Origin of the sequence: Rhodococcus sp. C-2 (assembly GCF_027854095.1) — a bacterium.
In the GTDB taxonomy this organism is placed as follows: Bacteria; Actinomycetota; Actinomycetes; order Mycobacteriales; family Mycobacteriaceae; genus Rhodococcus_F; species Rhodococcus_F qingshengii.
The window spans coordinates 244,818-267,165 of sequence record NZ_JAQGFI010000011.1; the positions used below are offsets into that span (position 1 = coordinate 244,818).

The 22,348-nt window shown below is 61.3% G+C and carries 26 protein-coding genes; 16 read left to right on the forward strand and 10 right to left on the reverse strand.

Annotation, left to right across the window (positions count from 1 at the left end):
* Positions 1-47 precede the first annotated feature (47 nt).
* Positions 48-1,190 (forward strand): GGDEF domain-containing protein, encoded by a 1,143-nt coding sequence (locus PCS43_RS23700; protein ID WP_007729732.1) that lies wholly within the window; start codon positions 48-50, stop codon positions 1,188-1,190.
* Positions 1,191-1,217: 27 nt separating this feature from the next.
* On the opposite strand, the gene PCS43_RS23705 is transcribed toward PCS43_RS23700, so the two are convergent.
* On the reverse strand, positions 1,218-2,102 hold the full coding sequence (locus PCS43_RS23705) for a helix-turn-helix transcriptional regulator (RefSeq protein ID WP_064073862.1): 885 nt from the start codon (positions 2,100-2,102) through the stop codon (positions 1,218-1,220).
* Positions 2,103-2,269: 167 nt separating this feature from the next.
* Between PCS43_RS23705 and PCS43_RS23710 the strand changes: the two genes are divergently transcribed.
* The 4 genes from PCS43_RS23710 to PCS43_RS23725 are packed head-to-tail and all read left to right on the forward strand — an operon-like array spanning position 2,270 to position 5,626.
* Positions 2,270-3,307: a zinc-dependent alcohol dehydrogenase family protein gene (locus PCS43_RS23710; protein ID WP_030536486.1), complete on the forward strand. Its 1,038-nt coding sequence runs from the start codon at positions 2,270-2,272 to the stop codon at positions 3,305-3,307.
* 36 nt (positions 3,308-3,343) lie between these two features.
* Positions 3,344-4,822: an MFS transporter gene (locus PCS43_RS23715; protein WP_202427086.1), complete on the forward strand. Its 1,479-nt coding sequence runs from the start codon at positions 3,344-3,346 to the stop codon at positions 4,820-4,822.
* A complete protein-coding gene (locus PCS43_RS23720; RefSeq protein WP_007729735.1) occupies positions 4,797-5,183 on the forward strand; it encodes a DUF2255 family protein in 387 nt (128 codons plus the stop codon). Before PCS43_RS23715 ends, PCS43_RS23720 begins: the two co-directional genes overlap by 26 nt.
* Before the next feature lie 29 nt (positions 5,184-5,212).
* Positions 5,213-5,626: a (R)-mandelonitrile lyase gene (locus PCS43_RS23725; protein ID WP_050656052.1), complete on the forward strand. Its 414-nt coding sequence runs from the start codon at positions 5,213-5,215 to the stop codon at positions 5,624-5,626.
* A 13-nt stretch (positions 5,627-5,639) separates the two neighbouring features.
* Here the strand turns inward: PCS43_RS23725 and lexA are convergent, their stop codons facing one another.
* Positions 5,640-6,329, reverse strand: coding sequence for a transcriptional repressor LexA (gene lexA, locus PCS43_RS23730; protein WP_174519486.1), 690 nt, complete (start codon positions 6,327-6,329; stop codon positions 5,640-5,642).
* Positions 6,330-6,406: 77 nt separating this feature from the next.
* Between lexA and PCS43_RS23735 the strand changes: the two genes are divergently transcribed.
* Entirely contained in the window at positions 6,407-6,874 is a 468-nt protein-coding gene (locus PCS43_RS23735) for a hypothetical protein (RefSeq protein ID WP_209910089.1), read from the forward strand.
* Positions 6,875-6,956: 82 nt separating this feature from the next.
* On the opposite strand, the gene PCS43_RS23740 is transcribed toward PCS43_RS23735, so the two are convergent.
* Entirely contained in the window at positions 6,957-8,456 is a 1,500-nt protein-coding gene (locus tag PCS43_RS23740; RefSeq protein ID WP_209910094.1) for a flavin-containing monooxygenase, read from the reverse strand.
* A 516-nt stretch (positions 8,457-8,972) separates the two neighbouring features.
* On the opposite strand from PCS43_RS23740, the gene PCS43_RS23745 reads away from it, so the two are divergent.
* Together PCS43_RS23745 and PCS43_RS23750 are read left to right on the forward strand one after the other, a co-directional pair.
* Positions 8,973-9,632, forward strand: coding sequence for a helix-turn-helix transcriptional regulator (locus PCS43_RS23745; protein ID WP_063315605.1), 660 nt, complete (start codon positions 8,973-8,975; stop codon positions 9,630-9,632).
* A 168-nt stretch (positions 9,633-9,800) separates the two neighbouring features.
* Positions 9,801-10,688: a ScbA/BarX family gamma-butyrolactone biosynthesis protein gene (locus PCS43_RS23750; protein WP_063315604.1), complete on the forward strand. Its 888-nt coding sequence runs from the start codon at positions 9,801-9,803 to the stop codon at positions 10,686-10,688.
* Positions 10,689-10,726: 38 nt separating this feature from the next.
* On the opposite strand, the gene PCS43_RS23755 is transcribed toward PCS43_RS23750, so the two are convergent.
* Positions 10,727-11,371: a ScbR family autoregulator-binding transcription factor gene (locus tag PCS43_RS23755; RefSeq protein ID WP_003940238.1), complete on the reverse strand. Its 645-nt coding sequence runs from the start codon at positions 11,369-11,371 to the stop codon at positions 10,727-10,729.
* Positions 11,372-11,457: 86 nt separating this feature from the next.
* Here PCS43_RS23755 and PCS43_RS23760 point away from each other — a divergent pair, with 86 nt between their 5' ends.
* The 5 genes from PCS43_RS23760 to PCS43_RS23780 all read left to right on the forward strand — a co-directional run bounded on the left by PCS43_RS23760 (position 11,458) and on the right by PCS43_RS23780 (position 16,325).
* A complete protein-coding gene (locus PCS43_RS23760; RefSeq protein WP_030536480.1) occupies positions 11,458-12,300 on the forward strand; it encodes an NAD-dependent epimerase/dehydratase family protein in 843 nt (280 codons plus the stop codon).
* 358 nt (positions 12,301-12,658) lie between these two features.
* Positions 12,659-13,777 carry a hypothetical protein gene (locus tag PCS43_RS23765; RefSeq protein WP_209910097.1) on the forward strand — a complete coding sequence of 373 codons (1,119 nt, stop codon included), beginning with the start codon at positions 12,659-12,661 and terminating at the stop codon, positions 13,775-13,777.
* A 219-nt stretch (positions 13,778-13,996) separates the two neighbouring features.
* Positions 13,997-14,710 carry a FadR/GntR family transcriptional regulator gene (locus PCS43_RS23770; protein ID WP_003940486.1) on the forward strand — a complete coding sequence of 238 codons (714 nt, stop codon included), beginning with the start codon at positions 13,997-13,999 and terminating at the stop codon, positions 14,708-14,710.
* 49 nt (positions 14,711-14,759) lie between these two features.
* Positions 14,760-15,995, forward strand: coding sequence for a CynX/NimT family MFS transporter (locus PCS43_RS23775; RefSeq protein ID WP_050656055.1), 1,236 nt, complete (start codon positions 14,760-14,762; stop codon positions 15,993-15,995).
* A 183-nt stretch (positions 15,996-16,178) separates the two neighbouring features.
* Positions 16,179-16,325 (forward strand): hypothetical protein, encoded by a 147-nt coding sequence (locus PCS43_RS23780; RefSeq protein ID WP_020723613.1) that lies wholly within the window; start codon positions 16,179-16,181, stop codon positions 16,323-16,325.
* Positions 16,326-16,330: 5 nt separating this feature from the next.
* Here the strand turns inward: PCS43_RS23780 and PCS43_RS23785 are convergent, their stop codons facing one another.
* Positions 16,331-16,987, reverse strand: coding sequence for an alpha-ketoglutarate-dependent dioxygenase AlkB family protein (locus PCS43_RS23785; protein WP_030536476.1), 657 nt, complete (start codon positions 16,985-16,987; stop codon positions 16,331-16,333).
* 94 nt (positions 16,988-17,081) lie between these two features.
* Here PCS43_RS23785 and PCS43_RS23790 point away from each other — a divergent pair, with 94 nt between their 5' ends.
* From PCS43_RS23790 to PCS43_RS23800, 3 genes are read left to right on the forward strand one after another with little or no spacing between them, the layout of a single operon-like run.
* On the forward strand, positions 17,082-17,426 hold the full coding sequence (locus PCS43_RS23790; RefSeq protein WP_003939956.1) for an ArsR/SmtB family transcription factor: 345 nt from the start codon (positions 17,082-17,084) through the stop codon (positions 17,424-17,426).
* A gap of 2 nt (positions 17,427-17,428) precedes the next feature.
* Positions 17,429-17,911: an SRPBCC family protein gene (locus PCS43_RS23795; protein ID WP_003940319.1), complete on the forward strand. Its 483-nt coding sequence runs from the start codon at positions 17,429-17,431 to the stop codon at positions 17,909-17,911.
* Positions 17,912-17,951: 40 nt separating this feature from the next.
* The gene (locus PCS43_RS23800; RefSeq protein WP_007729747.1) at positions 17,952-18,380 is read left to right on the forward strand and encodes a VOC family protein; all 429 of its coding nucleotides are present in this window, start codon (positions 17,952-17,954) and stop codon (positions 18,378-18,380) included.
* Here the strand turns inward: PCS43_RS23800 and PCS43_RS23805 are convergent.
* The 5 genes from PCS43_RS23805 to PCS43_RS23825 are packed head-to-tail and all read right to left on the reverse strand — an operon-like array spanning position 18,343 to position 22,225.
* Positions 18,343-18,636, reverse strand: a complete 294-nt coding sequence (locus PCS43_RS23805; RefSeq protein WP_007729748.1) for an Ada metal-binding domain-containing protein — start codon at positions 18,634-18,636, stop codon at positions 18,343-18,345. The two genes, PCS43_RS23800 and PCS43_RS23805, sit on opposite strands and share 38 nt — an antisense overlap.
* Positions 18,626-19,345, reverse strand: a complete 720-nt coding sequence (locus tag PCS43_RS23810) for a 2OG-Fe(II) oxygenase (protein ID WP_007729749.1) — start codon at positions 19,343-19,345, stop codon at positions 18,626-18,628. Before PCS43_RS23810 ends, PCS43_RS23805 begins: the two co-directional genes overlap by 11 nt.
* A gap of 21 nt (positions 19,346-19,366) precedes the next feature.
* Positions 19,367-20,386, reverse strand: a complete 1,020-nt coding sequence (locus PCS43_RS23815; protein ID WP_209910100.1) for an ABC transporter substrate-binding protein — start codon at positions 20,384-20,386, stop codon at positions 19,367-19,369.
* Entirely contained in the window at positions 20,383-21,759 is a 1,377-nt protein-coding gene (locus PCS43_RS23820; RefSeq protein WP_209910103.1) for an MFS transporter, read from the reverse strand. The genes PCS43_RS23815 and PCS43_RS23820 overlap by 4 nt, the downstream gene beginning before the upstream one ends.
* A 46-nt stretch (positions 21,760-21,805) precedes the next feature.
* The gene (locus PCS43_RS23825) at positions 21,806-22,225 is read right to left on the reverse strand and encodes a MerR family transcriptional regulator (protein ID WP_007729752.1); all 420 of its coding nucleotides are present in this window, start codon (positions 22,223-22,225) and stop codon (positions 21,806-21,808) included.
* Positions 22,226-22,348 lie beyond the last annotated feature (123 nt).

Here is a 22,348-nt window from a genome sequence, read left to right on the forward strand (position 1 = left end):
GACGAAGAATCTTCCGGGAATTTTCGCAAGATCTCGGAGGGGGTTTCATGGGAGTCAGTGGCGCTGCGGGGTTGGGGCAGAACATTCGTCAAACAACGGGACTGTTGAGTCGCTGGTGGTCTCTTGCGTACGACGGCGAATGGTTCCCGAGGTTCCTGGCTGCTCGATCGATGTTGGGGACAGCCAGGGTGGTCGTCACCTTTTGGTGTGCTGTGTTCGTGGCACTCGCCGTACTGGCTCAATTCGTGAAGGGTGGCGCAACCGAGCTCCCTGAACGGCTCGCGGCGGGCGCAGCATGCATGATCGCGCTCTACTGCATGATTCGCTGGTCACTCGGACGGTCTTGGCCGAGTCACCATCAATCCGTTCGTTTCGTTTCGCTCACCAATATCTGCTTGTCCTTGATACTTCTCGCCGGAATCCATTCGAGCTTCCTGGCATTGACCGGCACCGTCCTGTTCGTGGTCGTCGCGAACTATTCGTCGGTATTCCACAGCCCTCGAATAGTCACCGCACAGATCACCGGCGCGCTGTTCGTCGTTGCGCTACTGACAATTCGAGCTGTAACCGATCCGGATACCGACTCTTCGCTGTCGGTGTCCACTGGATTCGTCATCGGGTGTGTTATCGCTTCAGCTTCGATGACCGTGCATTTCCTCGTCCTGTATTTGACCGACGACGCACGACACTCTTGGCGTGATCCACTCACCGCTGCCCTGAATCGACGTGGGCTGCACAATGTCTGGCAACAGTTGTTCGGTGTCGGCGAACTCCAAGGACACGTAGTCCTTGCGGTGGTGATCGATGTCGATTCGTTCAAGAGCGTCAACGACAAACTGGGTCACGCGGAAGGCGATCGGATGCTGGTGACAGTCGGCCGGCGCCTGAACTCGGTGGTCGGAGAGGTCGGACTGGTTGCGCGGACTGGCGGCGACGAGTTCGTGATTCTCATGCCCGTGGAGCCACGTCGCATCGAACAAACCGTGGTGGACATTCACAATTCGATATCGCGGCCCGCCGGCCGGCAGTCGATTTCCGTGAGCGTCGGAGCCAGCGTGTGGCTGTCCTCGACAATCCCGGACGCTTCGGGAACCATCGATCGGATTCTTGCCGACGCCGACAACGCGATGTATCGGGCGAAACGACGAGGTGGAGACCAGGTAGCTTGGGCAGTAACGCATCTGAGCTGAATCGACACGATTACCTGTCGATCGAATTCAGAGCGCCGCTTCGCTGTCGTTCGCCGGATCCAGCTGATCCTGGGTTGCCGCCCAACTCGCCAAGAGTTTGAGTGCGTCAGCCGTGGGCGTCCCCGGCGCCGCGGTGTAGACCAGCAGTGTCAGCCCGGGATTGGACGGCAGTTCCATCGCCTCGAAGTTCAGCTCCAGGTCGCCGACGACGGGGTGACGAACCTTCTTGAATCCCGTCCGATGAAAGCGCACATTGTGTTTCGCCCACCGGGTGCGGAATACCTCACTGCGAGTGGCAAGTTCACCGATGAGCTCGGTCAGCGCCCTGTCATGGGGATTGCGCCCCGCTTCCGAGCGGAGCATCGCGGCGATGTCGTCTGCCGCGCGCTCCCAATCCACGAAGAAGTCCTGCGATGCCGGGTCCAGGTACACGAACCGGGCGTTGTTCGCCGGCCTACGTGGATCGGCCAACACCGGCGAATACAACGCGCGCGCCATACGATTGGCCGCCAGCATGTCGTGCCTGGCATTACGTACCCACGCCGGCGCGTCGGTGATGGCGTCGAGTATCTGCTGAATCGCCGGGCTCACGCCCTTGGGGGCGGGCCGCTTTCTACTCGGTGCGCCTGCACTGGCGGCCTTCGCGAGGTCGTACAAATGGGCAGTTTCGGCTTCGTCGAGTTGCAGTGCTCGGGAAAGGCTTTCGAGCACCGAGTCCGACGCTCCCGCCAGATTTCCGCGTTCCATGCGCACGTAGTAGTCGATGCTCACACCGGCGAGCAGAGCGACTTCCTCACGGCGCAACCCCTTGACGCGACGGTTCCCGCCGTAGGCCGGCAGCCCTGCCTGCTCGGGTGTGATGCGAGCACGACGGGAGCTGAGGAATTCGCGGATCTCGGCTCGGTTGTCCATGCAGTTCACGTTACTCGAGCGGAGAAGACCGAGGGAGGTACTGCCGTTACCTGGAACAACAGACACTCCCGCGCCCGCGAGGCGCGGCGTTGACTGATTGCAGTCGACCGGTCCACGCCGAAACGTCGACTTCGAAGCACGCGACACCAGAAGCAAGAGGGGACACCATGCGAGCAACCATCATGTACGGCGCCGGAGACGTTCGAGTCGAGACCGTGCCCGATCCGGCACTGCAGCAGCCGACGGACGCGATCGTGCGGGTCGTCAGGGCGTGCGTTTGCGGCTCTGACCTGCACCCTTACCACAACATGCCGGCCACGCCCGGTGGTTCCCCGATGGGCCACGAATTTGTCGGAGTGGTCGAAGAGACCGGTCGCGAGGTGTCCACGTTGAAGAAGGGCGACTTCGTCATCGCCCCCTTCGCCTGGTCCGACGGGACGTGCGACTTCTGCCGCGAAGGCTTGCAGACGTCTTGCCGACACGGTGGATTCTGGGCCGGAAACGGGATCGGAGGCGGTCAGGCAGAGGCCATCCGAGTGCCGTTGGCAGACGGCACCCTGGTCAAGGCGCCGGTCGGTGAGGATTCCGAACTCCTACCGTCACTGCTCACACTCTCCGACGTCTTCGGCACCGGCTATCACGCGGCGGTCAAGGGTGGCGTCAACCAACGCACGACGGTCACGGTCATCGGCGATGGAGCCGTGGGGCTGATGGCAGTGCTCTCCGCCAAACGCCTCGGCGCCGAGCGCATCATCCTCATGGGGCGCCACAAGACCCGCACGGATCTCGGTCTCGAGTTCGGAGCCACCGACGTGGTTGCCGAACGTGGAGATGAGGGCATCGAGAAAGTCCGCGAACTGACCGGAGGCGACGGCACTCATGTCGTCCTCGAAGCGGTAGGTCACATGCCTGCCTACGAGCAGTCGCTCGGAGTTGTCCGACCGGGCGGCGTCATCAGCCGAGTCGGGGTACCCCAATACGAAGAAGCTCCAATCGGATTCGGGACACTCTTCGGACCCAACATCACACTCACCGGTGGACCGGCCCCGGTGCGCGCGTACATCGAAGAGCTGATGCCGGATGTGCTCGATGGAAAGATCGAGCCGGGCAAGGTCTTCGACCACACCGTCGGACTCGACGACGTAGCGGAAGGCTACCGAGCCATGGACTCCCGTGAATCGTTGAAGGTCCTCGTCCGCCCGTAGTCCACCACTTGCGAAAGTCCACCACTTGCGAAGAAGATGCGCGTGACCCACATTGCCACCCGTCCTGTTGCCGGTCGCATCAATCCCACCGCGATCCTGGCGATCATTCTGATCAGCTATTTCATGATCCTGCTCGACAATTCGATCATCTTCACCGGGCTACCCAGCATCCAAAGCAGCATGGGTTACTCGGCAACCGGGCTGTCCTGGGTCCAGGACGCCTACACCCTGGTGTTCGGCGGGCTTCTCCTGCTGGGTGCTCGTCTCGGGGACATCTTCGGCCGTCGTCGCGTATTCGTGGCCGGTCTCGCGATTTTCGCGATTGCGTCGTTTCTCGTCGGGGTCGCGCCGAACGGTTGGTGGCTCATCGCAGCGCGCGCTCTCCAAGGCGTCGGAGCAGCAGTGGTCGCCCCGGCGTCGCTGTCACTGCTGACCGCCAGTTTCCCGCCCGGCCCGGAGCGAACGCGCGCTGTTGCCTGGTACGGCGCTGCTGCGGGAATAGGCGCCAGCCTCGGACTCGTGATCGGCGGCGCCCTTGCCGACTGGGTGTCTTGGCGCGCAGGCTTTTTCATCAACGTTCCGATCGGTATCGCGATGATCGCTCTCGCTCCCCGGTTCATTCCGGAAACCGAGCCCAACTCCGGACGTTTCGATGTGGCCGGCGCTGTTCTCGCCACACTCGGGATGACCGCGCTCGTCTTCGGCACCGTCAACTCGGCCGAAGCGGGGTGGACCTCACCGATCACCGTTGCGACACTGGCGGCCGGGGCGATACTACTGACCTTGCTCTTCCTCAACGAAGCGAGAGCGGAGCAGCCGATCATGCCACTGAGGTTGTTCCGTAGCCGGGAGCGATCCGGAGCGTACGCCGCCCGAATGCTCTATCTGGGTGCCATGATCGGATTCTTCTACTTCACGACTCAGCTACTCCAAGGCGTCATGGGCTTCAGCGCGTTCCAAGCAGGCATCGCCTTCTTCCCGATGACGATCGTCAATTTTGCTGTGGCGATGCTTATTCCGCGACTGACACCGCGATTCGGAAATTCCGCAATTCTGTCGGTTGGCATTGCCGTCACCCTAGCCGGGATGGCGTGGCTCAGTCTGGTCCATCCCGGCAGCACGTACCTCACTGCGATAGCACTTCCGATGATCTTGATCGGCGCCGGACAGGGGTTGGCTTTCGCCCCACTGACTTCTGCTGGCATCTCCGGGGTACAGGCCGAAGATGCCGGTGCCGCATCAGGATTGGTCAACACTGCACATCAACTGGGCAGTGCTCTCGGACTCGGCATCCTCGTCGCAGTCTCCGCGGGCGCCGGATCCTCTGCCGACGACGCTACAACGGCACTCACCGATCACGTATCAACGGCTCTCACCGCAGGCACCGCCCTGCTCGCCGCTTGTCTCGTCATCGTCCTCGCACTGATCGTCCCGGCTACGAGAACGCGAAGTACCGCAAAGCAATTCGACCAGGAGAAAGGAAGCCGAGATGTCGCACTCGTGGACCGAGGCTGAACTGACCAAGATCGGCGACGCCGAGGAGTTGCAGGTCTCCTCGTACCGCCGAGACGGAACCGCAAGGCCGTACGTCACGATTTGGGTTGTCCGTACCGACAACCAACTGTACGTTCGCTCGGCCTACGGAACCGACAACCCGTGGTTCGTCCGAGCAACGGCAAGTGGAACGGGCCGAATCCGAGCAGGAGGAATCGAGCGGGACGTGGCGTTCGAGTCCGCCGCACCGGATGCCCACTCGTCGATCGACTCCGCCTATCACACCAAGTACGACCGCTACGGCCCGCAGATCGTCGGCTCCGTCACCGGCCGCGCCGCCGCACCCAACACCATTCGACTTGTTCCGCTGACGCAGAACTGAACCGCCCCTTTCGATTCCGAGGAGACCTCATGGAAATCTTGAAGCCCCAGCCCACCAGCAAAGCACCCAGCGACTGGTTCACCGGCGACGTCTGGTGGGACGTCATCTACGCCGGCCAGGAGCCGTCGAGGATGCGCGCCAACATGGTTCGCTTTGCACCGTGCGCGCGAACCGACTGGCATTCTCACGCCCTCGGACAGACCCTCCACATCGTCTCCGGGACCGCGCTGGTTCAAGCTCGCGGCGGCGAGATCGTCGAAGTCCACCCGGGTGAGACCGTCTACACCCCAGCGGGAGAGGAACACTGGCACGGCGCGGCACCCGACCGTTTCATGAGCCACCTCGCACTGTGGGAAGGACCCGGCGACGGAGGCACCGAAACTACATGGGGCGACAAAGTCACCGATGAGGAATACGGCGGTCCCCGCGCCAGACGTCGTTGAGACCGGACACCTCTCAGATACGTCGCATCACGGAAACAACTTTGCCCAGGATGACCGCGCGATCGCCGTCGATGACGCTGTATGCGGGATTGCGAGGCTCGAGGTACACGTGACCGTCGCGACGCCGGAGCACCTTCACCGTGGCCTCGCCGTCGATCATCGCGGCGACGATCTCACCGGAATGAGCTTCGTCCTGGCGGCGCACCACGACGACGTCACCGTCACAGATCGCTGCGTCGACCATCGACTCACCACGCACCCGAAGTCCGAACACCGTGCCAGAGCCGACGAGCTCGCGAGGAAGCGCAAGCACCTCGTCGGCGTGCTCCTCCGCGAGGATCGGCGCGCCGGCCGCGATGTCACCGACGACCGGAACCGTCACCGTATTCGACGACGACTGTTCCTTCGCGCCTACGAGGAACGGCCGCACGTCCAACTGCCGAGCCATGGCCGCTCCCCTACGGAGGAAGCCCTTCTCTTCGAGACTCTTGAGGTGCTTGGACACCGTCGACGTCGAGCGCAGACCAACCGCGTCTCCGATCTGCCGTGTGCTCGGCGTGCACCCGTTGGCAGCCACGAGATCCCGGATGGTCATCAGAATCTGCTGCTGGCGGAGCGGCAGGGAGGAGGCGTCGAGGCCACCGAACATGTCGAGATCGTCGTAATCGGTCACGATGAGAATCGTAGTGAGGGGTCCCGACATCCAGGCCAGCCAGTCGGAGTCTGCCAGAAACGGCACAGGCAGTTTGTTTCCCGAGCGGCGCATGGCACGCTGAGCTGATGGAGCCTCTCGAACCGATGCGCCCGGTCAGTGTTCCCGCCGACACCCATAAGTCGCCGATCTGGAAGTCGGCACCGGTCACTTTGGGAACGGTGGGTGTGTTTGCCTACGCATTGATGTCCGCGAGAACCGGCGTCGTCGAAGTTGCACTTGGCGCGGCGATCGCGATCGCCGGCGCCGCCCTCTACTGCATGTCAGTGATGCGCACGATCAGAGAAAACTCGTGCAGCCGCGTACCTCTGCTCGGAACCCCACCCGTCTCGCCCCGTGACGTCGACCTGCTCGCCGGGGCCGGGATGCCCTTGATCATGGGCGGATCGTTGCTGGCCATACGAGCAGCGGGATGGACCTGGCCATATCTCTATCTCGGACTGCTCGCCGTGATCATGGTCGCTACCTATGTTCTTCCCGTGGTGGTGCACAACCGACGATTACGGAAGCGAACTCACCGATCGCAAACCCCGTGACGCGGGTACGTCGACGCAACATCTCCAGCACATTCTCCGACGTCCCCACTGGTACGACCGGTCCATCCCCCGGTGGAGCCGACTATGCGCTGGCGGCCTTGCCTGCTGCTTCGACGGGGGTCTCGACCTTGCTGAACTGCAGCACACCGTCTTCGATCTCGGCGTCGTGCATCAGCTTGCGGTCGCGGTAGTAATTGTTGACCACTTTCCACGCGCCGCGGGCACCCTGACGCGGCATTTCTCCGTCGCCGCGCTGGATGTAGCCCGAGGTCAGGGCTCCGCCCATGAGAGATTCTTCGGCGAAGTCCTCAGGTTCGGCGTGAACCTCGAAAGTCGTGTAGTCGCGCTTACGCATGATCTTGAGTACGCGACACAGATAGGACGCGGCCAGGTCTGCCTTGAGCGTCCAGGATGCGTTGGTGTAGCCGAGGATCATCAGGAAGTTCGGGATGTCGGAGTAGAGCACGCTCTTGTAGGCGACCGTCTCGTTGAGCTTGACGGGCTCGCCGTCGATGCTCATGGTCGCCCCGCCCAGGATCTGTACGTTCAAGCCGGTCGCCGTGACGATGACGTCGGCCTCGATTTCGCGGCCCGACTCGGTCACGATGCCCTTCTCGGTGAACGTGGCGATACGGTCGGTGACGATGTCGGCCTTGCCGCTCTTGAGCACCTTGAACAGGTCCCCGTTGGGAACCACGCACAGGCGCTGATCCCACGGGTTGTAGTTGGGGGTGAAGTGACGCAGGTCCACGTTCTTGCCGAGTTGCAAGCGGATCTGGGTGAGGAACAGCTTCTTCGCCAGCTTCGGATTGGTACGTGAGAGCTGAAAGCTGGCGCGTTGCAGTGCGATATTGCGGGCTCGACCGATCTTGTAAGCGATCTGGTCGGGAACGCGTGCAAGCTTGAGACCCTTGGCAACAGGGTCCTCGGACGGAAGCGCCTGGATCCACGTGGGCGAGCGCTGCAGCATGGTGACGTGACCGGCAGTGGGGGCCATCGACGGGATCAGGGTGATCGCGGTGGCACCGGAACCGATGACCACTACCTTCTTTCCGGTGTAATCGAGATCCTCCGGCCAGTGCTGCGGGTGCACGATCTGACCACGGAAGTCGTCCTCACCGGGGAAGGCGGGGCGGTATCCCTTGTCGTAGTTGTAGTAACCACAGGCGCCGACGAGGACGTTCGCGGTCCACGTCTCGGTCTCCCCCGTCGCCTCGACCAGGACGGTCACGGACCACTGAGCAGTCGCGCGATCGAAGTCCATTGCCACGACCTTGCGGCCGAAGTTGATGTGGTCGGTGACGCCGTATTCCTTGGCGGTTTCCTCGACATAGTCACGGATACTGGCGCCGTCTGCGAGCACTTTGGTTCCGATCCACGGACGGAAACCGAATCCGAAGGTGAGCATGTCGGAATCCGATCGGATGCCGGGATACTTGAACAGGTCCCAGGTGCCACCGATGTTCTCGCGGCGTTCGAGGATCGCGTAAGTACTTCCGGTCTGCTCACGAATGAGGTGGCAAGCCGCGCCGATTCCGGACAAGCCAGCGCCGATGATCAGTACGTCGACATGCTGTGTCATGAGGAAACTCGTTTCGTCGGTCGTCGCGAAGCTACTTCTGGCGTCGGCAGTGACCGAGAACGATCGGCCGGTTCAGGCCGGGTTCCCTAAGGTCAGCGCCAATGAACAGGGTATGTGCAACTGACGGTAACAGTCAATATCTCGACCCGGCCGCGCACGGAACATTGAGGCGCGACGCACCGGCCTCGCGGAACTCGATCGAGACGCCTGAATGCCTCGAGACACCGGAGAGTTGTTCACGTCGTCGACGGAACGCCCAATGACTCGTCTACACGGGATACTCATCGCCCAAATATTGAGCGCCCCAGCATAATTCGAAGGTCCATGATCAGGTGTCGAACGCGCGAGTTTCCATGGGAAGACGGGCAACTGCGATATCGCCGTAACCTTCGTGCGCATCAGCGGAAAGGTCACTGCGATAGCTAACCTGCTGACGAAACCACGCTGAAAGCAACGGTTTTGGTTTCGCAGCGAAGAGAGCGGGCGGAGCGGACCTCCACCGGAGATGTAGTCGCTATGACACTCTCCATCACAGTCACCGTGTACACCACTCATAGCAATCGAGGGTTCGCCAATGCAATCGCTGCCGGAATCAGCGCCAGGGCTTATTCCGAGCCACAAACCGCAGACATGAGCCTGTTAAGGCATCACACCAGCGATCACGGTAGAGCGCTCGTTCTCCTACCACTCGGGGGCGTCGATTGGCAGGTGAAGGAGCTCTCCGCGCTCGAGGGATCGGTCCTGGTCGGCGATCTCAGTAGCGGCAACTCCATGATTCGGGGGCTCGCAGCGGGCGCCCACGCCGTGCTCAACTCTCAACTGCCATTCACATCCCTGCTCGATGAGCTGCAGGCCGCGATCAACCCCAACTCCGCTCGGTCTGCACACGACAAGTCCTCGCTCGTACAACGCATCCGGTTGCGCACCGAAGAATTCGCACGAATCAGCAGTCTCACCGATCGCGAGTTCGAGATCGTGGGCCTTCTCTACGGAGGCTCGAATGTCGACTCGATTGCTCGAACCGCCCACATCGCACCGACCACGGTTCGCGCCCACATCCGAAGCATCCTGCAAAAACTGGGGGTGCATTCCCAGCTGGAGGCATGCGCGATGCTCCGCCGCTCTGGTCACGACGCACGCAGACACCCACTGGAACTTCGGATCGGACGCTTCTAGCAGGAAGTGCCCCAGACACACTCGCCGAGATGGGGTGCCGCCCCTGATCGAACTCGACCTTCGAAAAGATCGTCAATTTTGACGATTCGATGACGCGCCCGGACGTCGAATATTAGGTCCTACACGACACCGAAGACACGAGTGAACATCGAAAGGTGCATTCAATCAATGGAATACACACGCACAGTGCCGCGGCATCTTGTCCACAGACATGCTGTTGCCGAGGTTTTCTTGACGGACTACCGGATCGAATCGGACTCGGCGTACCAGGTTGCTGTGCAACTCCCGGTCTCGCACCGGATATTCGACGTATCGAGCGAGCAACACGATCCGCTCGGGGTGGCAGAAGCATTTCGACAGGCAGTGGTGCTTCTGTGCCACACCCGATACGAGATTCCACTGCACTACAAGTTCCTCATGGAAAGGTTCAGCTTCGAGATGCTGGACGCGCTCGACGTGCAATCAGTCGCGGAGCCGTTGAGTTTCTCGATGACAGTGGACAACCTCACTCATCGCGACGGAGCGGTTTCGGGGGTCGAAGTGTCGGGGATCCTCAGCGAGGGCAACCGGCACGTCGCCAGATGCAACGCTGTTGCGCGAGGAGTCAGCCCCGAGGGATACCGTCGAATTCGGCAAGGACGAGAAGACCACCGCCCGAGCCGGCGCATCCTTCCTTCCGGAGCCGCGGTGGTCGGATCGGAGCGAGTCGGACGCCTAACCGATGGAGATGTGCTCATCAGCACTGATCCTGCTCGGCACGCGATGTTCTGCGCTCCCGATCCGCGCAACCACTCCCTTTTCGACCACCCCGTCGACCACATCCCAGGAATGATACTTTTCGAGGCCGCCCGACAAGCGCTCCGATTTCACATCGGCAACCCAGCAACAAAGATCGCCTCACTCTCGGCGGTCTTTCCGAGGTTCACTGAATGGGAAACGCCGTGCGAGGTGTCAACGATCCCCCTTGACGCGTCGGGCCATGTGCACCGAGTTCGGTTCACTCAAGAACTGGAAACCACCGCGGAACTCGAAATTACAGTTGCGGACCAATCATGAGAGGGAACGAACACGTTCTTCTCGTCGCGTCTTCCACGTCAAGCGCTCGGTGCTTCCCACTCTCTCGGTGCAAGCGCCGCCAGTTGCATGACGTGCGCCAACTTGTCCTCGCGGACGATCGTTGGCAGCACCAGGTTCCACATCTGACTCAACCGCTCGTACAGATCGGTTCTGCCCGTCAGCATTTCCGAGAGAATCTGCACTCCGGTGAACGACCCCACCACAAATCGAGCCAACGCGTCTATATCGGTGCCCGGGACGATATCGCCGGCTTCGGCCGCTTGGGTTGCCACCTGCTTGATAGCCTCGATCCAATCGAGGTACGGCTGTTCGATGGGGCCTTGAATACTGCCGATCTCCATCGTCAACCGCATGCCACCTCGCGCGATGGGCTCGGTCACAAGCTGCCGAGCCATCTCCTGCGAAACGAGCACCAGGGTTTCGACCGCGATGTCGGAGTGCGCAGCAACCCGCCGGGTACCCTCCATCGCCATACCGTGCTGCGCTGCGATGACCGCGTGCGCAAGCTCCTCCTTGGACGCGAAATGAAAATACATCGCCCCCTTCGACACACCCCCGTGCTGCAAGATCGTGCCCAAACTGGCGGAGTACCCGAACTTCTCGAAGCTCTTCGCAGCACCCAAAATGACGGCCTGGCGCGTCAGGACAGCACGCTCCTGCATGATCTACCCAGCTCTCGTTGCCGACGGAATGAATCTCAACGATACGTCGAAAGAGCCCGCAGCAACGCTCTCGACACGGACACACCGTGACGACTCTGGTACTCGGGGCCACTGGTTTCATCGGCTCCGCAGTGATGAAACAGCTGGTTTCCCGCGACGGAAACGCTGCAATCGGTTTCGTTCGCACGGCCACCGCAGCCAAACAGTTCGGCCGTGAAGGAATCGCCACCGTGATCGGCGACATCAACGAAAGTGCTTCTCTACGACTTGCAATGAGTCAGGCGTCGACCGTCATCTGTTGCGTGTCGTACGTGGGCGACGACGAACAACAGTGCGTTCACGTCAACCAACACGGCGTACAGAACGTTGCGTCGATGGCCGCCGACGTCGGCGTCGAACGCTTGCTCTACGTCAGTACCGCGGCCGTGTACGGGCCGGGACCGTTTCGAGACTTGCCGGTCAACGGCGCACCTCTCAGCCCCTTCTCACCTGCCAGTCGCACGCGCGCTCTCGCCGAGAAGTTCGTGCGCGACGCCGGAGGCCTGGTCGTCCGGCCGCATCTCGTGTACGGACCCGGCGACAGATGGTTTCTTCCGACACTGACGCGAATTGTCTCTCGCCTCGACTCGATCATCGACGGCGGTAGCGCTGTCCTGTCGGTAGTCGACGTAGACCTACTCGCCCGATCCATCTACGAGTTGTCGATAGAACAGCAATTTCGCTACGGCTCAACACTTCACGTCAACGAGCCTGTCCCGCGGACAGTCATCGACCTTCTCGAGCAACATGCACGGGAGACCAACTGGACTCTGCCCCAGAACTCTATCCCCCGCGCCGACGCGGTGAAAGCTGCTGCCCAGCTGAGTCTCGACATGCACCAGATCGACATGATCAGCCTCGATCACTGGTTCCGGTCGAGACTGTACTGATGGCACACGGATCACTCCTGCCAAAACACCTGTCTCCCAACTTTTTCAGCCCTCTCTATTGTTCAGCCTCAGCAATCAATACGACCTATTTCGCAGTCACTACAGGCAAACAGAGAGCTCTGATCGACGAAAACCACAGCTACGCAAAGACGGCAGTGATCGCGCACACCAAAGAAGCGGCGTTCACGCGACTGGCAGCAGCCTGGGGCTCCCTTCCGTCCGCCTTCGCCGCCGAATGCAGTGTGTGGCGATCATGTCGTGCGCGACGGGACCGTCGGGATTTCCGACATCAAAGGAGAAAGTTCTCCGTCTCAACGACCTCGGCTACCGTCATCTGAACCAGAAAACGGGAGAACAGATGCTCACTGCGGATATTTTGCTGTCGGGCCCGCGCGGACGCCGGATGCTGCTCGCGTATGCGATCGACGCCGAACGCGCCCTGTGTCCCGAGCCAGGCGACGACATGTTCCGCATCAACGCTCACCGGGCGGCGTATCACCTCGACATCGGACAAGGAACCTCCCAAGTGTTGTTCGGCCCGGGCGCCGAAGAGGCCCGGCAGACCATAGTCACCGCGGAGGGCGTGGCGCGCAGCCTCACGGAAATATCGCTCCCCGACGTCACCGCCGTCGATCTACGCTCCGCCCTCGCAGAAGCGGTCGATGCGGCGCGTTACTGGCAGGATCCCGACGGAGAAGACGTCCTCGTCGCCACCGAAGTTATGCGAGATGAGCTTCGACGCGTCGCCGAGCACATCGCCGGCTCCGAATGCGCGCGGTGGTGGTCAACCTCGCTCGCCTCATCCGACCAATGGTCGATTCTGAGCAGAGGTGAGGAATCTCCGGACACAGACGAAGTGCCTGCTGCGCAACAACTCCTCAGCGAGTGGCGCACGAGCACCCTGGAATCGGAAGCGAGAGCTGAACGTGACCGCCCGGTGGACCCCGCGGCGAACTGGTCAGGTTATTGGTGGTCGAATCCACCCACTCAGGGTTCGACGAGGGCGCTGTTCGACGGGACTCCGGCGGGCTTGTGGTTCGTCGAAGACAGCATGGGATGGGAACGGGTCGTCGTCCGAGCATTGCGGCCACCGACTGGCGCACGCATCTACGAGATCGACAGCGCGCAAGCCTGGTCGGAGCTGTGCAGACGGTTCCCGCTCGAGGTCACCGCAGAAACGCGGCAGGTTTGGTATCGGACTACCGGCCGATCAGGCAGGTGGGTCATCCCCGACTGGGTGCAGGTCGCGGAAAGATTTGAGGGAGTGCACCTTACCGTGACGGGATACCTCGCGGCAGCAGGAACCGCGATCGAGGTCGATACCGAGACGGCGAGCGTCATCGCGGGCTGGGCACCCGACGAAACATACTGGTTCACCGATGCTGCCACCTACATTTCCGAGCCGTGTGCTTGGGTGCTGCACGACGGCCCGGAAGTGACCGACCAGCCCGCATGGACGCTGGAATCGCAGCAATGACCCGCACGTGAGGGTCTGCTAGGCATGAGGTTCCGTGAGGAATCGATCGCAGTTGCCCTTCGAGTCGAGTCAACTGCCCCGTGCGCGGTCGGCAGGAGCACTCACGTGCACGCAGACATGCGGAAGGGCGGTACCCCGCCCAGGCCGATCCGAACCCGAGTGCCCTAGATCACAAAGGTAAACCTATCCACAAATCGCCAAATGTCCTACATTTGACTCATGCCGGATTCCCGTATCGCACCCACCGCACGCAACATCCCACTTTCAGTGCAGATCGCGGAACAACTGCGGTCCCAGATCACTTCTGGCAACTGGGAATTAGGGGAGAAGATCCCCGGCGAGCATCAACTTGTCGAAATGACCGGCGCGAGCCGCAATACGGTCCGGGAGGCCATTCGCGGCCTCGTCCATGCCGGCCTCCTCGAAGCACGCCCGGGAGACGGAACCTACGTCTGCGCGAGCTCAGAACTCGAAATTGCACTTCAAAGACGTGCAGCGGCGGAGAACGTGCTCGAAATCTTCGAAGCCCGTGAAGCTTTGGAGCTCTACGCCGCCCGACTCGCAGCCGAACGAGCCCTGCCCGAAGACATCGACCGAATGACTCGGGCTTTGGATGGCCGAGACGCTGAGCCCGACGTCGCCAAATCCGTCGAGTACGACCTCGACTTCCACCTGGAGATGTTCGCAGCGAGCGGGAACCAACTGATCACGGACATCTACCGCAGTCTCGATCGCTCTGACACCATGAGCATCCCACAAGGTAAGTCCGACAAGGAGACTCGACAGCTGTTCATCGGACCTTGGACCGACGACGACCCACACCGGCAGCTGCTTGCGGCCATCCGTGACCGCGATCCGGACGGCGCAGCCGCCGCAGTGGTCCGACTGATGGACCACAGCCGATCCCTCTTTCTGCAAAACATGCCGAAGTAGCTGACACACAAGAGGTTCAGCGCACAGACAATCTCAGAAGGGCACACCTATGGCTAACGTCATCTCCGACACCGAAAACGTGGCGTCTGCCCCGAGCGCGATACCGATAATGCGCCGAGGACTCGTTATCGCTGGCATTCTTCTCATCGCAGCCAATCTTCGAGCCTCAATCACAGTCGTCGGCCCGCTACTCGGTGAGGTACGCACCGATCTCGATATCTCGTCGACAACAGCATCAGCGCTGATCAGCCTTCCACTGCTGTGCTTCGCAGTGTTCTCCCCCGTTGCCCCGGTCATCGCAGCTCGGTGGGGAATGGAACGGACACTCGCAGCAGCACTCGGCATGCTCGCCTTAGCGATCGTGATCCGCTCTGTTCCGTGGATGCCTGCGCTGTGGATCGGTACCGTATCGCTCGGCATGTCCATCGCAACAATGAACGTTCTACTGCCGGCGCTCCTCAAACGAGACTTCCCGACCGAAGCCGGCCGTTTGACCGGCATCTTCTCGGCGGTCTCTGCAGCCGTCGCCGCAACCGCATCCGGACTTGCCGTGCCGATCGCCGGTCTCACCGATCACGGTTGGCGGATCGCATTCGGAATCTGGGCTGCTATGGCTCTCATAGGATTTGGGGTGTTCCTTCCCCAACTTCGCCGACGCACGCTTCCGAAACACGATCATGCTGCGGCTTTGGATTCCCATCCAGGCGGCCATCGCTCCCCCTGGCGCTCAGCACTCGGGTGGCAGATCACAATATTCATGGGCGTCCAATCTCTCTTCTTCTACACCGTTCTGACATGGTGGCCCACCATTGAAGAATCACACGGCACTACCGCGGCTACCGCCGGACTGCATCAAGGCATCATGCAAATATTCTCGATCGTCGGCAGCCTCCTCACAGCAGTGCTCCTGCACAAACTGCCCAAGGATCAGAGAGGAGCCGTCCTCGGGCTGGTGTCGGTCGCCGCAGTGGCAGTTCTCGGCCAACTCCTCCTCCCCTCCTGGGCCCTGCTGTGGAATGCATTCCTCGGCATCGGCATCGGCGGATCGATTGTCATTGCCTTGTCCTTCTTCGCAATACGCACTGTCAATCACGGTCAAGCAGCGGCACTCTCGGGTATGGCACAGTCCGTCGGATACCTTCTGGCCGCCACCGGTCCCCTCGTTTTCGGTGCACTGCACGACGCCGTCGATTCCTGGACGACTCCGCTGATCGCGTTGCTGGTGCTGCTGGCCGTGCAACTCGTCTTCGGCTCCCTCGCCGGCCGCAACAAGACACTGGGATAAGCGAACCACGGTCGCCTCGAATCCACCCACCAACCTCCCCAGACCCGTGCCGCGACCCGAACTGTCGTCGACGTGCTGAGGTCCGAGGATGTCGACGAGAGAGCGGGGCGCTCAACGGCCTACCGAATTGCACCCGGCCCATCCCCGACTGGTGGATCGGAGCCGGAAGTCGATAATGAGGGCATGAACGAGACACAACCCCACAACCTCGAACGAGAGCGCTGGCGCACGCTGCCAACTCCACCGTCGACCGAGTTGATCGAGATGGTCGGGGACGGACCTTCGAGCGCAGACTTCGACCCTGCTGCACCAGTGGCACAGCAGGGGTGAGACAGTCACGACATTCCGGTATCGCGCAGCGTGATGTTCAACCGTCCGGACGGCAGACCTATGTCGGGACTTGCACTTCCCGCAATAACTTTCGGCACTCCGTGATATGCGAACCGAGACTCTCCACCGAAGACGAAGAGATCACCCGAATGGAGTTCGACATCGGTGTACGGCTTGTTCCGGTTCTCGGAATTCCCGAATCGAAAGACACAACTCTGCCCGACACTCAGTGAGACGACGGGAGCGTCGCAGCGCTCGTCCTTGTCCTGGTGCATTCCCATCCGAGCGCCCTCGTCGTAGAAATTGATCAGCGCGGTGTCCGGCGTGTACCGCTCCCCCGCAGTCGGATCATCATAGGCAGCGGCAACTGCGGCCCGGCCGAGATCGACGAGCCAGTCAGGCACCGCTGCGACAGGCGCACCGTTCACGTCGTCGGCGATGCGCGTGTACTTGTACGGCTGCCAATGCCAACCGAGACAGACTGTTTGCACCGACATCTTGTGCCCACCAGGGACAACAGCGGAGCGCATCGGTACGGGTGCGGTCGCCCACCGTCGGCACTCGGCCACCAAGAAGCGTTGCTGTTCGACGCTGAGCCAATCCGGAACGAGGATCGCCCCCGGCGCCACTTCCAATCGTGGCCGAGGAATCAGAGCGTTCATGGTTTCCACGCTAATCGGTTTCGAAGCATTGACACCCTCGGCATGGGCTCGTATCGTAATCAACAGGTTGGTTGATAAAGGAGATGGTTGACAAGTGATCGTGGATCCAGGGGCAGACGAGCGTCTCGACAAAGCGTTCATGGCGCTTGCCGACCCGGTACGACGGCGGATCATCGCCCGCCTGAGCACCGGCCCCCAAACGGTCAACGAGTTGGCCGAGCCGTTCGAGATCACGAAACAGGCCATCTCCAAACATATTCAGGTACTCGAAGCCGCGGGTTTGGTCACTCGCAGCCGCGAAGCCCAGAGGCGGCCGGTACATCTCAACGCCGCAACTCTCGAGGCTTTGACCGCCTGGATCGACCGCTATCGACTGATCCACGAACAACAGTTCCGCAAGCTCGATCACCTACTCAGCACCACACAGAAGGAGACTTAGCCATGGCTACCACCAATCCCGTCACCATCACGGCTCCTGAGGGCGTGCCGTACATCGACATCACCCGCGAATTCGACGCACCCGTCAGTGCCGTCTTCGCAGCTCATTCGAATCCCGATCTGGTCAAGCAGTGGCTCGGCCCCAACGGATACGAGATGGAGATCGACGAATACGAGTTCGTGAGCGGCGGTCGATACAAGTACGTCCATCGCAACCCCGAGGGCGAAGAGTTCCGGTTCAACGGTGTATTTCACGTCGTTCGCGAGAACGACTTTGCCATCCAGACCTTCGAATACGAGGGATTTCCCGACGTCGTCAGCATCGAATCGATCACGTTCGAGGATCTGGGCAACGGACGCACCCGCCTCTCCGGCCATTCCGTATATCCGAGCCTCGAAGCGCGAGACGGAATGATCGAGAGCAATATGGAGCTCGGCGTCACCGAAGGTTACGAACGCCTGGACAAGATCGTCGCGCAACTCTGACCACCTGTTTGCCCGAACCTCCTCAGCGAAAGGCAGTTTCATGGACTGGACCCTCGAAGTAGTCATCGTTCCCGTCAGTGACCTCGACCGCTCCATCGAGTTCTACCGTGACAAGGTCGGTTTCGATCTCGACCACCACACCGTCAACGAACACATGACGGTCGCCCAGCTCACTCCGCGTGGTTCGGGCTGCTCGATCGTCATCGGGAACCTGCCGTCGCAGACCGAGATGACCCCTGGTTCGTTGAAGGGATTGCAGTTGGTCGTGGCCGACGCTGCAGCGGCTCGCCAAGAGCTCATCGGCCGCGGCGTCGATGCCAGTGAGGTCACCGTCTTCGACGAGCGTGACGGGGGCACCTTCTTCGGATTCGCCGACCCGGACGGCAATACCTGGGCTGTCCAGCAGCTGAAGGTCCGCGGCGACAAGCCGCTCATTCCGAAGGAGTACCGCGACCGCTTCGGCGCGTAGCAACTGCCTTCCAGGCTGCGTAACCTTCGGGCATGCAGACGGCACAGGGGCGATAGCCGGCCGCAATCGCGGTCGGCTCGTCCGCGAAGAACACCCGACTGGCGACATACCCGCCACGCGCGATTGCCTGCGCGGCCCCTCGACAGTCGAGTCGCCCGTAGATCTTCGTTTTCCGGTGCCCGCCAAGCACACCGGGCGTCGAACTCTCGTAGGGTTTGTTGCGAGCGTCGCGGAGAATGTACGTCTTACTCGGCATCGTGAAGCACCAATCCCAATGTTCGACGCGTACCCGAGTGCACCACGCTGACACCATGTCGCACAGGGGCTCTCGACCACCCACGAGAACTCTGCACCGGTCGATCCCGCGTGGTGAAGATCAAAGCGTGACCTTGCCCGAGAACTGTCACCGTCCCTTTCGACTGGGCGCGCGGCCGCTGTTCCACGAGCAAGAACTCGCCGCCGACGTGGTCGATGCGAGGTCTGTCGAGCCCGATCACGACTTGCAAGGGAAACACCAACTCTCCGTACAAGTCCCGATGCAATGCATTCCAGTCACCAGGTCCGTAGGACAGAAGGATCGGGGTAGGGCGATTCTGACCGGCGTCGTGACACTGATCGATCCATTCTTCGAAAGAATCCGGCCACGGTGCACCCTCGCCCAGCTTGAACGCCCACTCCCGCGCCACGGGCAGGAGGTGTCGGTAGAAGGCGGATCGCATAGCCGTGATCGGCTCCGGTACGGGATCACCGAAGTACCGGTACTCCCCTTGGCCGAAACGGTATCGAGCCATGTCGACGGTGCTCCGGAACCGGTCGACCTCCGAGTACCAGGAAGCAATTTCGCGACATTCCGACTCGTCGAGTATCGGCGTCGTCTGGGCACACCCACTGGAGTCGATTCCCTCGATCAGCGCAGGCCAATCGAGGGATTCAACACGAGCAGACAGAGCGGTGAAGAGGTCCATACGTCGTAGACGACGCGGCGGTCAGGAATGTGAGAATGCCAGCAGCTGGTCAGCCAGATCGTTGTACGTACGGGCGATCCCGGCATAACTGAGCACGGGTTCCGGATTCCAGGTGCCGATCTTCCCCTCCTTCACCGCGGACAAGTTGGACCACGCAGGATTGGCGCCGAGCGTATCCAGTTGCAAACTGGACGGGCGATCGTCGAGGAAGATCATGTCGGCCGGATAGTGGTCCGCCATCTCCCAAGCCAGTTTCTCGACGTAGACCGACGATCCCGCGGCCGGATCGACGACGGCAAGGCCCAATCCCGCCAGATCTGCAAGGATCGGGAATCCCGAACGACTGACACGAATCGTGTCCGGATCTGCGGACGCGAACAAAACCTGTGAATTATTCAGCGAAGAAGCAACTTCGGAGATCCGTGCACGCGCAGCGTCGTAGTCTTTTCGCTGAGCCTCCATATCCTGGTCCGCCCCGAGTTCCACGGCGAGTTCCACGATCTCTTGCACGGTTCGGTCGATGGTTCCTGCTGCCGTTTCCACGAACAGTACTGTCGACAAGCCTTTCACCGCATCCAAGTTCGCCTCGTCGAGTAGTGCCGAACCACGCAGCTGAGGGACTATGACGACGTCCGGCTCCAGCGAAGCGATCTTCTCGAGTTCCACTTGTCCCCAGAGCTGCCCGACCATGTCGGTCTTCGCGAAATCCAAATTGCCGGAGATGCTGGTGTCCGTTGATCCCGGCGATCGTGTCAGTGCCCCGAAAACTCCGACAGGCACCAGTCCGTAATCCCACAGAGCACCCGCGATACCGGTGTAGGTGACAAATGTCCTTGGTGGTGAATCCAATTCGATCAGATTGTCGCGATCATCGGTGAAGGACCAGCCTGCGTCGCCTTCGCCCCCGGCGTCTGCGTCCGAACGCGAGCAACCGGCCGCTGCCAGCGCAGCAGCCAATCCTGCTGCAGCGCCGAGGAACCTGCGGCGATTCCAGTCCATCTCGATACGCCGGTGCGGTCGTGGAGTGAACAGCGTGGTCATGTGTGTGCCCTTTCGGCGATTGGTTGAACTGTTTCAGGAGTTGACGAACGAGAAAAGAGAAGGATCGACACCAAACCCGTGAGCATTCCGACGCCGGCACAGAAGACCAACGGCCACAGCAAGGCGAACTCGTCCGGACCGACGAAGAGCGAGCCGCACAACGCAATTCCGACGGCAAGCCCGAATTGACGCGACGAGTTGGCTGTTGCCGAAGCCGTCCCGGCGCGCTCTGCCGGGGCGTCCGACATCGCGGCACCCGGCAGCACCGGCGACACCATCGCCGAACCGACACCGGTCAGAATCAGCCCGGCGATCAGTGCGGGCCAGACCGGCTCGGTGAGAACGTACAGCATGGCCACGCAACCGATTCCGCAAAGGATCGTCCCGAATCCGAGCGACAGTCGAAGGTCGACTCGCTGAAGCCGTGATCCACACAAGGCCGATACGAAGACAAAAGCGAGCGGTTGAATCGAGAGCACGAGTGCGGCCGCCGATGCCGACAGTTCCAGCCCGTTCTGCAGCCACAGTGAAAGGACTACGAGCGGGCCGTAGGCCGCGAGGTAGTACCCGAAAGCAGCGACGAGGACGCCGTCGAATTTCAGGGATCGGAACAATGCCGGATCGAGCATCGGACTGCTGCCTCGACGCTGCCAGCACACAAACGCCGTCAGCGCACCGATTGCGATCAGGAAGGCAAGAGCTGTCGACGACGAAGCCCACCCGATGTCGCCGCCCCACGTCACGCCGAGAACCGCGGCAACGGCAGCGAGGGTGAACAAAACGATTCCGGCCCAGTCGATGTTGTCGTCGCCGCGCTCACTGTCGGCGAAACAGAACACACCCATTGCGAGCGCCACTGCGGCCATGGGGATTCCGAAATAGAAGACCGCACGCCAGTCGAAGAACTGCGTCAGCAGCCCTCCTGCAACATTGCCGATTCCCGCCGCCAATCCAGCGACGGCACCCCACGCGGCAAAAGCCACGTGCCGATCGCGGCCCGAATATGCGTCGCCGAGCAGAGGCAAGAGTGTCGCGAACATCGCCGCACCGGCAATTCCTTGCGCGCCGCGAGCAACGACCAGAACCGTGACGTCCGGAGCAATCGCGCACACGGCCGTTGCAACCAGGAACACGACCAGTCCGCAGATGTAGAGGCGTTTGCGTCCCCACGCATCGCCGAGTGCGCCCATGCCCACAAGAAGCGCGGCAAGAGCCAGCGTGTAGGCGTCGACGACCCATGACATCGCGCCCGTACTGCCGTCCAAACCGACTGCGATGGCCGGCACCGCGATCGTTGTGATCGTGGCGTACGTCAGTAACAGGAAAGTTCCGATGCATGCGGCGATGAGCGGCAGCCATCGTCGTGCCGACATGGTCAACCTCCAGATAGGGCGGTAAGTGCGCCCTAACTATGAAGGTTCAAGTCAACTTGAAGTCAAGCGCCGCTTCGACACGAATGTCGAGCTGCTCGAGCAACCACGGGCACTGCATCGGACGCTCTTGCCGACACGTCAGGTGATGCTCGAGGATCAGCTTCGCTCGCGTAGCAGCGGCGATCTGTGCCTCGAGTGTCGACACTTGATCTGCGAGAACCGTCGAGAACTGGTCGGACGTGGTGTCGGTTTCGATGAAGGACCGCACCTGTTCCAAGGACATTCCCGTCTCGGTGTACATCCGGATCAATGCCAGCCGGCGCAGCTCACGCTGCCCGTACCAGCGTTTGCCGCCAGTTCGCGACCGCGCGGACAGCAGTCCTTCGTCCTCGTAATAACGCAAGGTCGACGCCGCAATTCCGAACGATTTTGCAACCTCGCCGATCGGGATCAAGTGCTCACGCATTCACCGATCGTAGGCTGAACGCGTAGGCGGTTCCGGCAGTTATGTGTGACTTGGCATACTGACTAACGGAAGGGGTCGCGTAAGTGATCTCACGGCAAAATGCTGGATGCGCTCGTTGAACGA

Bases quoted from the DNA above. Each gene is read 5' to 3' on its own strand.
- PCS43_RS23755 (WP_003940238.1), bottom strand. From the start codon at position 11,371: ATGCAGGAGCGTGCTGTCCTGACGCGCCAGGCCGTCATTTTGGGTGCT.
- PCS43_RS23725 (WP_050656052.1), top strand. From the start codon at position 5,213: ATGGAAATCTTGAAGCCCCAGCCCACCAGCAAAGCACCCAGCGACTGG.
- PCS43_RS23810 (WP_007729749.1), bottom strand. From the start codon at position 19,345: ATGGACCTCTTCACCGCTCTGTCTGCTCGTGTTGAATCCCTCGATTGG.
- PCS43_RS23815 (WP_209910100.1), bottom strand. From the start codon at position 20,386: ATGACCACGCTGTTCACTCCACGACCGCACCGGCGTATCGAGATGGAC.
- PCS43_RS23705 (WP_064073862.1), bottom strand. From the start codon at position 2,102: ATGGACAACCGAGCCGAGATCCGCGAATTCCTCAGCTCCCGTCGTGCT.
- PCS43_RS23735 (WP_209910089.1), top strand. From the start codon at position 6,407: ATGGAGCCTCTCGAACCGATGCGCCCGGTCAGTGTTCCCGCCGACACC.
- PCS43_RS23775 (WP_050656055.1), top strand. From the start codon at position 14,760: ATGGCTAACGTCATCTCCGACACCGAAAACGTGGCGTCTGCCCCGAGC.
- lexA (WP_174519486.1), bottom strand. From the start codon at position 6,329: ATGTCGGGACCCCTCACTACGATTCTCATCGTGACCGATTACGACGAT.
- PCS43_RS23745 (WP_063315605.1), top strand. From the start codon at position 8,973: ATGACACTCTCCATCACAGTCACCGTGTACACCACTCATAGCAATCGA.
- PCS43_RS23740 (WP_209910094.1), bottom strand. From the start codon at position 8,456: ATGACACAGCATGTCGACGTACTGATCATCGGCGCTGGCTTGTCCGGA.
- PCS43_RS23710 (WP_030536486.1), top strand. From the start codon at position 2,270: ATGCGAGCAACCATCATGTACGGCGCCGGAGACGTTCGAGTCGAGACC.
- PCS43_RS23785 (WP_030536476.1), bottom strand. From the start codon at position 16,987: ATGAACGCTCTGATTCCTCGGCCACGATTGGAAGTGGCGCCGGGGGCG.
- PCS43_RS23825 (WP_007729752.1), bottom strand. From the start codon at position 22,225: ATGCGTGAGCACTTGATCCCGATCGGCGAGGTTGCAAAATCGTTCGGA.
- PCS43_RS23795 (WP_003940319.1), top strand. From the start codon at position 17,429: ATGGCTACCACCAATCCCGTCACCATCACGGCTCCTGAGGGCGTGCCG.
- PCS43_RS23770 (WP_003940486.1), top strand. From the start codon at position 13,997: ATGCCGGATTCCCGTATCGCACCCACCGCACGCAACATCCCACTTTCA.
- PCS43_RS23820 (WP_209910103.1), bottom strand. From the start codon at position 21,759: ATGTCGGCACGACGATGGCTGCCGCTCATCGCCGCATGCATCGGAACT.
- PCS43_RS23805 (WP_007729748.1), bottom strand. From the start codon at position 18,636: ATGCCGAGTAAGACGTACATTCTCCGCGACGCTCGCAACAAACCCTAC.
- PCS43_RS23800 (WP_007729747.1), top strand. From the start codon at position 17,952: ATGGACTGGACCCTCGAAGTAGTCATCGTTCCCGTCAGTGACCTCGAC.
- PCS43_RS23765 (WP_209910097.1), top strand. From the start codon at position 12,659: ATGCTCACTGCGGATATTTTGCTGTCGGGCCCGCGCGGACGCCGGATG.
- PCS43_RS23780 (WP_020723613.1), top strand. From the start codon at position 16,179: ATGAACGAGACACAACCCCACAACCTCGAACGAGAGCGCTGGCGCACG.
- PCS43_RS23700 (WP_007729732.1), top strand. From the start codon at position 48: ATGGGAGTCAGTGGCGCTGCGGGGTTGGGGCAGAACATTCGTCAAACA.
- PCS43_RS23720 (WP_007729735.1), top strand. From the start codon at position 4,797: ATGTCGCACTCGTGGACCGAGGCTGAACTGACCAAGATCGGCGACGCC.
- PCS43_RS23750 (WP_063315604.1), top strand. From the start codon at position 9,801: ATGGAATACACACGCACAGTGCCGCGGCATCTTGTCCACAGACATGCT.
- PCS43_RS23715 (WP_202427086.1), top strand. From the start codon at position 3,344: ATGCGCGTGACCCACATTGCCACCCGTCCTGTTGCCGGTCGCATCAAT.